Raw genomic sequence first — 14,384 nt, 5'->3', positions numbered from 1 at the left:
CGAAATAGATATTTCGTAAAGTACTAGCCTCTTTTTAATAAAAAATCGATGATAATGTAAGTCAAATTATTGTCATATCATTTGTAATGAATGAATTATTAATTCAATAGTCACAATATACTTACTAGTACTTAAGAGTATTATTTGGCAATAATTATTATAAAGGAAGATAAGATCTCTCTACTCTCTTTACTCCTTCACTGCGAAAATGTAACTAATGTATTTTTATTAAAATTTATCCGGATCTGTTCCCTCAGTCAGTTAGCTAGTCAATGTATAGATATAGGATAGAAAAAATAGAATAAAAAAGTGCTTATATCAGGACTATACTTTTAGTAGTTTTCAAAGCTTTCTTATCATAACATGCTAATAAAAAATGCCATATGTTTAAAATATTATTTCCTAGATTCACATTGGATTAGCCGATGGGTATTACCTACTTTACAAACTACGTCTGTACGTAAGATCCTATGTTATCAAGTAATTATAATATTCATTAAGGCAACATACAGAAGACATAACTTTTTAGATTATTATATTGTTGCTCGAATTTTAATCTAATCTTGTTATTTGTGTACCATAAATTGAAGTAACAGCTAAATATTTAGCTACCAAAACTCTGGATCATCGGTTGATGATAAAGTAAAAACAGCATAATCTCGAAGAGATGTAATAAAAGTTGCCACCAACCACAAAGCCATCAATTCAAAATGAAAAACAAGAACTGTAAAAGATAAAAGATGAAATAATTCTGGAATAAGAAAAGCAAGCACTAGAAACAAAGAGATTATTGACCGCACGTTCCTTCACGACATTTTTTAATGCCCCCCTTTTGGTTGCTCTGCCATGTAGATTGTGTGCAGCACTAGAGTATAATGTCCTGAAAATTCTATGAAGGAATTTTCGTTTGGTATGCCATTTTTATGATTTTCGGAGTAGTTGCGTGAAGATGTATTTGGTAGGCGGTGCTGTTCGTGATGCACTGCTAAAATTACCCGTAAAAGACCGTGACTGGGTTGTGGTTGGTTCGACACCCGAGGAGATGCAAGAGCAGGGATTTCAGCGTATTGGCCGCGATTTCCCCGTATTTTTGCATCCTAACAGCCGGGAAGAGTATGCGCTAGCGCGTACCGAGCGAAAAAACGGTATAGGTTACTCAGGGTTTGTCGTTTGGTCTGCGCCTAACGTAACTCTGGAGCAGGATCTACAGCGCAGAGATCTAACAATCAATGCTATCGCTCAAACAGCAAACGGCGATTTGATTGATCCTTTCCATGGGAATCGTGATTTACAAGCGCGTCTACTGCGTCATGTTTCTTGTGCCTTTAATGAAGATCCTTTGCGTGTATTGCGTGTGGCGCGGTTTGCAGCACGTTTCGCACACCTTAATTTTCGCATTGCTGAGGAAACTCAAACATTAATGAGCCAGATGACAGCGAGCGGCGAGCTACGTCACCTAACTGCCGAGCGTGTCTGGCGAGAGACGGAGAAAGCCCTTACTGCGTTCAACCCTCAAGTCTATTTTCAGGTACTACGCGACTGTGGTGCGCTCAAGGTGCTATTCCCGGAAATCGATAATCTATTTGGAATTCCCTCACCTGAGAAGTGGCATCCAGAAATTGACACTGGTATACATACGTTGATGGCGCTGACATTAGTATCGGCTTTATCGGAAGAGGTAGATGTGCGCTTCGCTACTCTAATTCATGATGTTGGCAAGGCATTAACACCTCAAGAAAAATGGCCAAGCCACCACGGGCACGGGGTTGCGGGTATACGACTGGTCAAAGCACTGTGCCAACGACTGCGCGTTCCGAATGCTATCCGCGATCTAGCTCTGATTGTCACGGAATTTCACGATATGGTGCATACAATTGAGAGGCAGCCCGCCGATGTTTTGATAGCCCTATTTGACCGCATTGATATTTGGCGCAAACCGCATAGGATAGAACAAATTGCGTTAACTAGTGAAGCTGATGCACGCGGCCGCTCTGGACTAGAGAGCATAGCTTATCCGCAGGGCAACTACCTGCGTAAGGTATGCGCGCTTGCGCAGTCAATATCGACTAAAGCGGTAATTGATGACGGATTCAAAGGCGCTAATGTAAGAAAAGAATTGACACGACGTCGAATTAATGTAGTGGCTCAGGGAATTGCCGAGATGCAGCTACCCTCGTCACACAGCCCATAGATAAAGTATAGAGGGAAATGAAGAAAAAATGCAAGCTTCATTGTTTTCAGCAGAAGCCTGCCGTATAGTAGCATTCGTGAACTAATTGGGTTGAATTTTAATATGGTTATCTAGTACTTTCCCAATAACTGCAAGATAGTGTAACCACCAAGGTAGTTACCTTTAAGTAACTATGCTCCATGCGTCTCCACCTTATTTTCAGAAGTAAATACCTAAGAAATCCCAAGAAATAGCCTTGCACTATCACCACCGTAATACTTACGGAACTTAACTACATCACTTTCGCAACAGTTTTCTACTTTTCTACTTTGAAGGGCTGAGTAATAAGTAGTAAATAGTCATGTATCTCGTAACTAGAAATGACCCAAAACTACGGTCCCCTTACATAAAATGTACGGATACCTAAAGATAATAAAGATCAGTCATAATATTTTCCTCGTATCCATTTAACAGTCGGCAATTGCGAGAATACTTTCGCACGAAATTCTGCTATCACCTATCCAACCTAAAGATTTCAGAGACTGTGTGTTAACTCACACTTGTTTGCCACATACCATAATTAATTATGGTGTGCTTGGTTGTATTAATGATAGAAATTAAGCAATGTATTCAGTCAGGAATCAATCCACGCTTGATAAGCACGCCGACTTGAGAGGCCTGCAAAACAGCGCCTAATTTTGCCACTTTAATACGTACACCTGGTGTATTAAAACTGCTCATCAATAAGTCCGCAACTTCTTCCGCCACGCGCTCTATCAGTGCAAAGCAATGGCTGTGAAGGTGCATGAGGATTGCCTCAGCGACGGTGGAGTAGTTCAGACACTCTTTTACATCGTCGCTGCGAGCAGCCCGATGATTATCCCAAGCCATTTCGATATCAAGCACTAATGTTTGCTGTATGCTCTGTTCCCATTCATAAACACCGATAGTTGTATATACCTTAAGTTGTTTAATAAAAACGATATCTATGATAGCATTCCTCCCTTTTTAGCTAGTATTCATGCTTGCTAAAGCGCATAATACTTATTATTTATGGTTAATAAAAACAGAATATCTTTGACAGCTATCTGGATTTTGGATGCTTCTTTTTTTAAAAAAAGAATGTCCTAGTTTAGCTGTCTGGTATACTACATGGCAGAGACCCCCACCTAGCTATACCCAACAAGGGGGTAATCATCTTCTTTCACGGCTTTGGAATCGGAGCGTGTTAACACAACTAACCCGCAGTTATGGCATATTCTGAAGCTTCTTAAAAGTTCAATAACAAGAAATTTTATATTGTATTAATAACTTAACATTCAATTTTAATACGTAGCTTCAGTCACGCTGGTAACTGGAGTTTTGTTAGTGCGAGACGTGCATCGATCTATTGAACACTATTCAGTTTTAGGCTACATGTGTAGTACATGCCTATCGTTCCATCAAGTGTCGTTATTCAGCAACAATGTTTATAATGACTTTAGCAAAAATTTCATTATGAACTTGGAAGTTAACTTCGTGCTCACCGGTGGTACGCAAGACTCCTTTAGGTAAACGGACCTCGCTCTTAGCCACCTCAACACCTGCTGCAGTGACAGCATTGGCAATGTCACGAGTGCCGATGGAACCAAATAATTTACCTTCATGACCTGCTTTGGAAGTGATAGTAACTGACCCCACCGCATTTATCTTATCAGCACGAGCGCTAGCAACAGCTAGAATATTAGCTAGTTTCTGCTCTAATTCAGCACGACGTGCTTCGAAATGTTCAATATTTTTTCTAGTAGCTGGAACAGCTTTACCCTGTGGTACCAAGAAGTTGCGCGCGTAGCCCGCTTTAACATTAACCTGATCACCCATGCTACCCAAGTTAGCTACCTTATCAAGCAAAATAATGTGCATTATTACTATTCTCTCTAAAGTTATTAACTCATCATCAAAATTATTGATGACGATCAGTATAGGGCAACAAAGACAAGTAACGTGCGCGCTTAATAGCACGAGCCAACTGACGTTGATACTTTGCGCGAGTACCAGTAATACGGCTTGGTACGAGCTTACCGCTTTCAGTGACGTAATTTTTCAACGTAACAATATCTTTGTAGTCTATCTCTTGAACACCTTCCGCTGTGAAACGACAAAACTTGCGACGACGAAAATAACGTGCCATTTAGCTAGTCTCCAGAATGTATAAATTTAATTTGCTCGGCATGCAGTACCACTACATACTGTCCATTACGCGCTTGATGACAGCTAATAAAGCCTTCAAGAGTCAGTTGCACACCAATTTTTATATGTTGAGTCATGTCCTGATGAAGCATACCACTAATGATTACTGGCATTCTACACCATGCTTTCCGGCGAAACCCTGCCTCTTCCTGCGTTGAGAGGTGCTCAAGCAAGAACTGACAATGAGGAATTCCTGACGGACTCACTTTTCGAACCGGTTTCTTACACACGGTACCAGACAGACGCAGTCGATTAGACGTCACTAATAATTATTCTTCAATATCCCCAGTATCTGACTCATCAGAGATTTCATTAGAAAAAACTTCACGGGGCTCGCGTCGCTCGTCTTTCGCTTTAACCATAGGAGATGGTTCGGTCACCGCGCATTTAACGCGCATAAACATACTACGGATAATGGCGTCGTTGAAGCGGAAATTTGTTTCTAGCTCGTTAATCACTTCTTGAGGAACTTCTACGTTCATGAGAACGTAGTGAGCCTTGTGCAGTTTGTTGATTGGGTAAGCTAATTGACGACGGCCCCAGTCTTCCAGACGATATATCTTGCCTTCTGCATTAGTGACTATACCGGTGTAACGCTCTATCATACTCGGAACCTGTTCGCTTTGGTCAGGATGGACCATAAATACGATTTCATAATGACGCATCGAAATTGCTCCTTATGGATTACGCAGCCTCCTATGAGGGTCTCTTGTGACCCTTGGAAGCAAGGAACATTACAGGCCGTGAAACATTCGCTAAATGCAACGCGCTCCTGAATGTAGCTAGAAATTAACGCGCAATCGTACTAAGATCGTATGCTAAATTCAAGTACACATTTTATAAATAACTACCAAAGAGATTTTTTTGTGCTAAATATTAAAATGAAATTAATTTGGGTATTATCTTTATCAAATGATAATAAAAGATCTTTCCTAACGCTCTCTGAAAGAGGGACTCTACAAACTAAACTTGTGGTTCTCTCCTTATATCCATCTATACTTATTCATATTACTTTGGTAACGGTATCAGATGAAAAATAATAGCGGTAAAGAAACTTTATACTATAGATACCTTAATTCTGAATATGTACCGTATTACACCAGGAACTACATGGAATAATGGTTATCAGCTATCATTTTACTGTGCTCAACTACAAGTAAGAGATTATTTTACAATAGAGATAGCTATTCTTATGCATCGTAATCTTTCGTTATGCATAACCATTTAAACTTTAGCAGCTGTAGAAGTACAAGAACGAACATTTAACCTGTTCAAGCAGTTGTTTTATCATGCTTAGAAAGCATCCTTGCTCTGCATTAAAAACTCCATTATTTCATTTACATCCCAATAACCAATACTCTGAAACTATTAATTTCGCATTCCGCGCTTAGATTCAAGTAGTGGTATATCACTTCTTCACTTTGCTACTGTCTCGGTACTAATTTAGATTAGTACACGATTCAGAAAAATATTAATAGAGGTAATATTAATCGATCTTAGTTTCGATCTTAGTTTAGTACCACCAAGTGGTGACGATCACATCCAGCTCCGCTGGCGCACTACTTCAAACAAGCAGACACCCGTGGCTACAGAGACGTTGAGTGAAGAAACGCTGCCTGCCATGGGGATACTAATCAATTCATGACAGTGTTTACGTGTTAAGCAACGTATACCTTTAGCTTCTGCGCCCATTACCAGTGCCATCGGCTTGGTCATATTGCTCTGATAGAGAGTATGACCGGCTTCACTAGCTGTGCCAATAATCCAAATATTGTATTCTTGCAACAAGCGCAAGGTACGTGCCAGATTGGTTACACGAATTAGCGGAACGTTCTCAGTTGCGCCACTGGCCACCTTTTTTACCGTTGCATTAAGCGATGCAGAGCAATGCTTTGGCACAATGACCATATGCACACCTGCAGCATCGGCACTACGTAAGCAAGCACCAAGATTATGCGGATCGGTAACTCTATCTAACACCAGTAGCAGAGGGTTTTCCAAGCTTTTTAACAAAGCCGGCAGATCACTTTCCTGATACTGACGTCCAGTTTTAATACGGGACATAATACCCTGATGTACACCACCCTTTACTTGGCTATCGAGCCACTTGCGGTTCACTAGTTGTATAACTATATCTTGAGCTTCCAGCGCTGCCACCAATGTTCTCAGACGAAGATCGTCACGACCCTTGAGGATAAAGACTTCCCTAAAGCGTTGGGGATCACTCTCTAGTAGGGCTTGCACGGCGTGAATACCAAAAATAATTTCGCTCATCAAATTGGCTTAATAAAAAATTAAATGGAATACAGATGAGTGCTGTATACTACTAAGCGGGAAGTTTCTTCTAATATTTCAGGCGAAATTGTTCTGTCTTTTATTATGTTCTTCACTTTTTTATACTCTTTATTCTTCACTTTTTATGACAGACGCGATTTTATAGCGTTTTGACTTTTTTCTTTTTTTGACTTCAGATAGTTGCACCTTACCTTCAAGTAAGGTGGTGTGGTTCAATTCAAAGTTGTTTTTTTTAAAAATCTGACGCCGCCGCCGCTTTGACGATACTTTGACTTCGCTCTTTAACTGATCACGCATAGTTTTACCAGCACCCCGCTGCCGGCGATGACTGCAAATTAACATAAAGTCAATCTTACGTTCGTCCAGATGTACTGCTTCCACACGCACTTCAACTGCATCACCCAAACGATAAATACGGCCGCTTGATTCGCCAATTAAGCGATGTCCCACTGGGTCAAAACGGTAGTAATCGTTATCCAACGTGGAAACATGTACTAGTCCATCTATAAAAAGATCGTTTAAGCGTACAAAGAAGCCAAAGCCAGTCACACTGGAGATAACGCCGCTAAAGTTATTTCCAACTTGATCTTGCATAAAATCACACTTCAGCCAATCAGCAACGTTACGAGTGGCTTCATCAGCACGGCGCTCCGTCATCGAACAATGCTGGCCCAACTGTAGCATTTGCGACATATCATAGTGATAACCACCAGTAAGCGTAGTATTGCCTTTTACCTCACCTTTACCCTGTGCGAGTAGGTATTTGATAGCACGGTGCAGCAGCAGATCAGGATAGCGACGGATAGGCGAAGTAAAGTGTGCATAAGACTGCAGTGCCAAACCGAAGTGACTACGGTTTTCTGGATCGTAAACAGCCTGTTTCATTGATCGCAGAAGTATGGTTTGTAGCATCTCCGCATCTGGACGACCAGCAATTTGAGTTAGTAGCTCAACATAATCGAGCGGCTCTGGCTTAGTGCCACCCGGTAATGAGAATCCTAATTCATTAAGTACGATACGAAAACTGGTAATGCTATCAGCGCTGGGACGGTCATGATCGCGAAATAACGCTGGCTCCTGATGCTTCTCTACAAAGCGAGCCGAAGCAATGTTGGCTAGGATCATACACTCTTCTATCAACTTATGCGCGTCGTTACGTACAGTACGCTCTACGCGTTCAATACGGTGCTCAGCGTTGAAGATAAACTTTGCCTCTTCGGTCTCAAATAAAATACCACCTCTTGCCGCGCGTGCTTTTTCTAAAACTTGATACAGACGTTGTAGCTCTTCCAGCGGCTTTAATAAAAGTGCGTATTGCTCGCGTAGCTCTAGATTCCCTTGCAAAATATTCCACACTTTGGTATAGGTCAATCTCGCATGGGAGTTCATTACCGCTTCATAATGTTTATATCCGGTTAACTTGCCAGCGGCAGAAATAGTCATCTCACATACCATGCAGAGGCGATCTACGTGCGGATTTAGAGAACAGAGACCGTTAGAGAGTACTTCTGGAAGCATCGGCACGACCTGTGATGGGAAGTAGACAGAGGTACCGCGCTGTAGCGCTTCATCGTCCAAAGGTGTACCAGGCCGGATGTAGTAGCTAACATCGGCAATCGAGACCCATAGACGCCAACCACCGCCACGTTTTTTTTCACAATACACCGCATCGTCGAAGTCACGTGCATCTTCGCTGTCAATCGTTACCAAAGGTAGATGGCGCAGATCAATACGTCCTTTTTTCGCTTCCTCTGGCACCTCTTCGCTTAATTCGCTGGCCTGTTTTTGCACTTCCCGAGACCAACCATGCGGAATCTCATGTGTGTGCAAAGCCATATCTATCGCTAGACCAGTACCCATATTGTCACCGAGGATCTCAGTAATTTTACCAATAGCTTTAGTACGTCGCGTTGGGCGTTGAATTAGTTCGACTACTACTACCGAACCCATGCGTGCCTGTAAGGTCTCGTCAGAAGCAATACAGATATCAAAGCTTAGACGGCTGTCATCCGGCACAACGAAGCCTACACCGGCATCAGTAAAATAGCGGCCAACAATTCGATTATTACGTGGCTCTAATACACGCACTACACGCACTTCGCGGCGTCCTTTTCGATCACCTCCTAACGGAGGCTGTACCAAGACAACGTCACTATGCATACACCTTTTCATCTGCTCAGCGGAAAGATAGAAGTCATCCTTCTGACCTTCCACACGTAAAAATCCGTAACCATCGCGGTGACCGATTACTTTGCCTCGCAGCAAATCAAGACGTTCCGGAAGTGCATAACACTGGCGACGGGTAAATACTAGTTGTCCGTCACGCTCCATAGCACGTAAACGACGGCGTAATGCTTCGAGATGTTCTTCTTCTATTAGATTGAGTTCCTGTGCTAATTCGTCACGGCTGGCAGGTTTTTCTCTTCTTTCTAGATGAGATAGAATAAATTCACGACTTGGAATAGGATTTCCATATTTTTCAGTTTCTCTTTTCTGGAAAGGATCATTTGACATAGCATCTCCTCCGATGTCATTTTAGATTCATTGCCATCGGCGGTTCTGACAATAAAATTTTGTGTGAAGGGTCTTTCCTTCGACTAAGTTCTGTCCGAAGTATAGCTGTCCGGTTTCAGTAAAAACAGCTGAATATATCATTCAGTACATTTTTAAACGATTGGCGATCGTAATAGCAAAAGAGTGTGTTACCATCTATTAACTGCACAGCATTAACGATGACTATAGTATGGAATTTACATTAAGAAAGATAACAATGGCTTTGCCGTGAATGACTGCGATCACTCCTATGCAGTTTAATTAATTGATAATTTTAATTATTAATTAATACCTCGTAATTTGGCTTTAGGCAACTCTAGTAAGCAGTATTATGAAATACATTATCCACTACTTAGATATATAAATTTTTAATTATTAAAATAGTCGTAACTTTACTACCATAAAGTATTGTGGCTTGTTTATTTTCTGTGTCTGTATAAGAGTTACTCTTTGATAAAGAAACTAATTATTTGTTATACCAAATGATAGTCTAGAGTGACTTCTACAAGTCATTTTTTCGGCTCATAGATGAATAAAAAACGTTAAAAAATATAAAAATATATTTTATATGGAAAATGGAAAGACGGGATGACCTCCAGTCTTTATATACCTTTTTATACACATACACCAAAAGGATCTCGCAGAATAATGGTTTCGCTACGGTCGGGCCCGGTAGAGATAATATCTACCGGTATTTCTGTTATCTCTTCAACACGGCTGATATAATTACGTGCGGCAAGCGGTAGGCCCTCCAACGTTTTTATGCCGAAAGTACGCTCACTCCAGCCAGGTAGATTTTCGTAAATCGGCTCAATACCTTCCCAGTGTTCAGCTGTCAACGGTGTGGCGGTCACTTCGCTGCCGTCCGGCAAACGGTAACCTACGCAGATTTGCACCTTTTCCAGGCCGTCTAGTACGTCTAACTTAGTCATGCAAAATCCTGACAAAGAATTAATTTGCACCGCACGTCGTACAGCTACGGTATCTAGCCAACCGGTACGACGACGACGACCGGTGGTAGCACCGAACTCGTTACCTTTAATACATAGGTATTGGCCAATTTCATCAAATAATTCAGTCGGAAATGGGCCCGCGCCGACTCGCGTAGAGTAAGCTTTTACTATGCCTAAGACGTAATCAAGGTAGCGTGGACCAATACCTGAACCGGTCGCTACACCGCCAGCTGTCGTATTAGACGAAGTTACGTAGGGATAGGTCCCATGATCAATATCCAGCAACGTGCCCTGCGCGCCTTCGAACATTATCAGATCATTTCTCTTTCTAGCTCTCTCTAGCATATCGGAGACGTCAACGACCATACTTTCTAATACATCGGCCATCGCTAGGACCTCGTCCAATACTTTAACATAGTCAACTGCATCTTCTTTATAGTAGTTAACAAGCTGAAAGTTGTAATAATCAATAATCTCTTTTACCTTGGGGGCAAATATTTCTTTATTAAAGAGATCGCCAACACGTAGACCGCGGCGCGCTACTTTATCTTCATAAGCCGGTCCAATGCCACGACCAGTAGTGCCGATTGCCTTGGCGCCACGTGCTTTTTCTCGCGCTAAGTCCATAGCGACATGGTATGGCAGTATCAGAGTGCAAGCTTCAGAGATTAGCAGACGCTCTCGTACAGGAACGAAACGTTCTTCCAATTCTTGAATTTCTTTCATCAGAGCTTTAGGCGACAGCACTACACCATTAGCGATAACACTGATAACATTTTTGCGCAAAATACCTGATGGAATTAAATGGAGAACAGTTTTTTCACCGTTAATTACAAGGGTATGGCCCGCATTATGGCCACCTTGATAACGCACAACGTATCTCGCACGTTCAGTGAGAAGGTCTACAATTTTACCTTTGCCTTCGTCACCCCATTGAGTACCTAATACGACAACATTCTTACCCATTTTAAAACCACCGATTGCTTAAAAGTGGATTCTACCATCTGCTTTTAAAGCTTTCAGCATTTTTAAAATAAGATTACGTGGATTTTTACTTGAACTTTGCTTAACAGTGAATCCCGTGTGAGTACACACATACAACATATATCCTAAATATTTATACAGATAAGACTTACGGGCAGCTGTACATAACAATCACGAAGCTCGTGAATAATAAAAAAGCTCTACGGAGTAGATATATAAAAGCATATCGACTCTAGGTATCCCAGAACCATCCACAATGTCTGTATTTATTTTACATGCCCCCAAAAAAAGGGACGTCAATAACCAGACTTTGTTGTATAATAGTTTTTATCGTGTCGCCTTAGAAGGCATTTGCATATATCGAAAGAAAGCACTGTCCGGATTAATCACCATCACATCTTGGTTATTACTAAAACTATTTTCATAAGCACCTAAGCTACGGATAAAGGCGTAAAAATCTGGATCTTGGCCGAAGGTACCCGCAAAAAGGTTCGCTGCTTCGGCATCACCTTCGCCTCGCATGATTAGAGCGGTACGCTGCGCTTCCGCCAACGTGCGACTTACCTGATAGTCTGCCTGAGCACGGAGCTTTTCTGCCTCTTCCTGACCTTGCGAACGCTGGCTACGTGCGACCGCTTCACGCTCGGCACGCATACGATTGTAGATCGCTTCTGAGACTTCGGTGGGTAGATTAATCTGTTTGATGCGTACATCTACCACTCTAATCCCCAACGCTGTCATGCTGTTGGGGTTAATGGGCGCCCCCCCGTTGCTCTGAGTATTATGCTCGAAGCTTGCTACCGCGTTAGCAATAGCTTCGGTTGCCTCTAGTGTCTGCACTTCGTCGTCGCTTCCGGTATTCAGTGCGTCACGTACATCAGTCGTTAAACGACCGCGAGAATCGGTTACGACATCTTTAACGTCAAGACGTCCCATTTCAGAACGCAGCCGGTCGCTGAATTTACGTTTTAATAACACCTCTGCATGCGACACATCACCGCCACCCGTTGCTAAGTAGTAACGACTAAAATCACTGATACACCACTTAATGTAAGAGTCAACAATTAAATCTTTCTTTTCTTTTGTGACAAAGCGATCTGCTTGGTTATCCATAGTCTGGATACGTGCATCCAACGCTTTAACCGTCTCGATAAACGGAATTTTCATATGCAAACCTGGTGCATACACTTGTGGTTTGTTTTCTCCATCACGCAAAACTTTCCCAAAACGAAGCATAATACCGCGTTCGCCTTCCTGAACTACAAATAGAGAAGCATAAAGCGATACCATGACTACAATAATCGCTACTACTAATGGATTGCGCATCAATTATTCTCTTCCTTCATGCTGAGCATCTTTGCGGAGTGCATTAGCACGACGCTGATCCATGATGTTATCTAGATTATAAACTGACGTGTCATTGCGATTGGCACTAGAAGCTGGTCCAGAAGACGTTCTGGAAGGTATTATAGAAGCTGGTGAAGCAGGTAACAAAGGTAAATTAGTGCTTTTCTTACTATTACTATGGAATGCACTATTTGCGCCGTGCATTAACTGATCAAGTGACAGTAGTATGAGGTTGTTTCCGTGATCGTTGACTAGTACCTTGCGAGTATGACTCAGCACATGTTCCATAGTTTCAATATAGAGACGCTCTTTGGTGATGTCTGGTGCCGCATTATATTCAGGTAGCAATTTAGCAAAGCGCGCTACTTCGCCCTGCGCTTCTAGCACAGTGCGCTCTTTATACGCACGTGCTTCTTCTAAGATACGCTGCGCCTGACCGTTAGCACGCGGTTGTACTTCATTCGCATAAGCTTCAGCCTCGCGGACATACTGTTCGCGGTTTTCGCGCGCGGCGATTGCATCATCGAAAGCAGCTTTTACCTCTTCCGGCGGGCGCGCCGCTTGGAAATTGACATCAAGTAGCGTAATGCCCATGTTGTAAGGGCGAATAGTTTCATCTATCTCACGTTGCGTATCACTACGGACTACAGTACGTCCTTCAGTAAGGATACGATCCATGGTGGAACGGCCAATCACACCGCGTAGAGCACTATCGGTTGCCTGGCGCAGGCTATCGTCCGCGCTGGTGACGGCGAACAGATAGCGTTCAGGATCGATAATACGGTATTGTACATTCATCTCAACACGTACAACGTTCTCATCGGAGGTTAGCATCACGCCCGATGCAGCAAGCTCGCGCACAGCCTCGACATTGACCGCTCGCACCTGATCGATAAAAGTAGGTTTCCAGTTCAGGCCTGGCTTAACTAAGTGGTTGAACTTACCAAAACGGGTAATGACACCACGCTCAGCTTCCTTAATGGTGTAGAATCCGCTAGCAGCCCAAAAAACTATTGCAGCGAAGGCGGTAATACCTACTAATATACCTCTACCGCCGTTGTATTTACCTCTGCCCAGTCCGCTAAGTTTTTTACTTAGCTTACGAAATACATCTTCTAAATCCGGAGGTCCCTGATCACTACTGCCTTTATTTCCCCCAGAGTTGCGGTCGTGATTATTGCTGCTTCCCCACGGATCGCGGTGTTGTCCGTTATTACTGGGCTGATTCCAAGCCATGCTCTACTCCATTTATATTAGTGCGCTATTTTATGGTAGAATACTATTCTACATAAAAGTTTAAAGATGAAGTTACGTCAGCTCTTTTTATAGTTAAAAGTGAAATTTTATAGAAAAAAGATAATCCGGTACTGTAGCATACATGCTACTACTTAAAAATGTTTAAGCAATATTTCAAAACCTATAATCAAGTTATACTGGTCCTGTTTACACAAATGCTACTAGGCAATCATTAGTAAAATTAAGAACCCAAGGTGTTCAATTTTATCCCACTGTCTTCCAACTCATAGTATATATTATACAAGTGGAATACATTTCCGCTTTTCGTTAGAGACCGGACTAAGATAATTCAGACTTTTCAGTTAGTTTGAAGAGGAGAAATTCATTCGATGTATCAATTTTGTTCCAGTATGATAGTACCTAATTGCATTAATCACTCCTATACCAGAAACATTTAACTACACGCTATCTGAACTTAGATAGCAAATAAATATCTGGACTGTTCTACACATTTTAGCGGAGACAACTTTATTTTAAATAAAGTTTCTTTTTGCAAAATTTGCATAGCAGATGCACTAAATCAGTTATTACGTGCTTTGCACCACGTGCCTAACATT

At 42.0% G+C, this 14,384-nt stretch carries 11 protein-coding genes; 1 reads left to right on the top strand and 10 read right to left on the bottom strand.

From position 1 onward, the window contains the following. Window positions 1-943 precede the first annotated feature (943 nt). Window positions 944-2,191: a multifunctional CCA addition/repair protein gene (locus tag FD729_RS05050; RefSeq protein WP_159932225.1), complete on the top strand. Its 1,248-nt coding sequence runs from the start codon at window positions 944-946 to the stop codon at window positions 2,189-2,191. 609 nt (window positions 2,192-2,800) lie between these two features. Here FD729_RS05050 and folB read toward each other — a convergent pair. The 10 genes from folB to hflK form a co-directional block, all read right to left on the bottom strand. After that, entirely contained in the window at window positions 2,801-3,160 is a 360-nt protein-coding gene (folB, locus tag FD729_RS05045; protein WP_159932227.1) for a dihydroneopterin aldolase, read from the bottom strand. 462 nt (window positions 3,161-3,622) lie between these two features. Then, complete coding sequence (rplI, locus tag FD729_RS05040) at window positions 3,623-4,072, bottom strand: 50S ribosomal protein L9 (protein ID WP_159932223.1); 450 nt, start codon at window positions 4,070-4,072, stop codon at window positions 3,623-3,625. A gap of 40 nt (window positions 4,073-4,112) precedes the next feature. After that, window positions 4,113-4,340, bottom strand: coding sequence for a 30S ribosomal protein S18 (gene rpsR / locus FD729_RS05035; protein ID WP_159932221.1), 228 nt, complete (start codon window positions 4,338-4,340; stop codon window positions 4,113-4,115). A gap of 4 nt (window positions 4,341-4,344) precedes the next feature. After that, the gene (priB, locus tag FD729_RS05030) at window positions 4,345-4,662 is read right to left on the bottom strand and encodes a primosomal replication protein N (protein ID WP_159932219.1); all 318 of its coding nucleotides are present in this window, start codon (window positions 4,660-4,662) and stop codon (window positions 4,345-4,347) included. Window positions 4,663-4,668: 6 nt separating this feature from the next. Next, window positions 4,669-5,064 (bottom strand): 30S ribosomal protein S6, encoded by a 396-nt coding sequence (rpsF, locus tag FD729_RS05025; RefSeq protein WP_159932217.1) that lies wholly within the window; start codon window positions 5,062-5,064, stop codon window positions 4,669-4,671. 871 nt (window positions 5,065-5,935) lie between these two features. Further along, a complete protein-coding gene (rlmB, locus tag FD729_RS05020) occupies window positions 5,936-6,673 on the bottom strand; it encodes a 23S rRNA (guanosine(2251)-2'-O)-methyltransferase RlmB (protein WP_159932215.1) in 738 nt (245 codons plus the stop codon). A gap of 129 nt (window positions 6,674-6,802) precedes the next feature. Beyond that, on the bottom strand, window positions 6,803-9,208 hold the full coding sequence (rnr, locus tag FD729_RS05015) for a ribonuclease R (protein WP_159932213.1): 2,406 nt from the start codon (window positions 9,206-9,208) through the stop codon (window positions 6,803-6,805). A 653-nt stretch (window positions 9,209-9,861) separates the two neighbouring features. Then, window positions 9,862-11,166 carry an adenylosuccinate synthase gene (locus FD729_RS05010; protein ID WP_159932211.1) on the bottom strand — a complete coding sequence of 435 codons (1,305 nt, stop codon included), beginning with the start codon at window positions 11,164-11,166 and terminating at the stop codon, window positions 9,862-9,864. Between the two features lie 345 nt (window positions 11,167-11,511). Beyond that, complete coding sequence (gene hflC, locus FD729_RS05005) at window positions 11,512-12,510, bottom strand: protease modulator HflC (RefSeq protein ID WP_159932209.1); 999 nt, start codon at window positions 12,508-12,510, stop codon at window positions 11,512-11,514. Window positions 12,511-12,513: 3 nt separating this feature from the next. Further along, window positions 12,514-13,767 carry an FtsH protease activity modulator HflK gene (gene hflK / locus FD729_RS05000; RefSeq protein WP_159932207.1) on the bottom strand — a complete coding sequence of 418 codons (1,254 nt, stop codon included), beginning with the start codon at window positions 13,765-13,767 and terminating at the stop codon, window positions 12,514-12,516. Window positions 13,768-14,384 lie beyond the last annotated feature (617 nt).

It is taken from the genome of Pantoea sp. Nvir, assembly GCF_009829915.1.
Classification (GTDB): domain Bacteria; phylum Pseudomonadota; class Gammaproteobacteria; order Enterobacterales; family Enterobacteriaceae; genus Pantoea.
The sequence above is the reverse complement of the archived record's forward strand: the minus strand, read 5'-3'. Positions and strand labels throughout refer to the sequence as shown.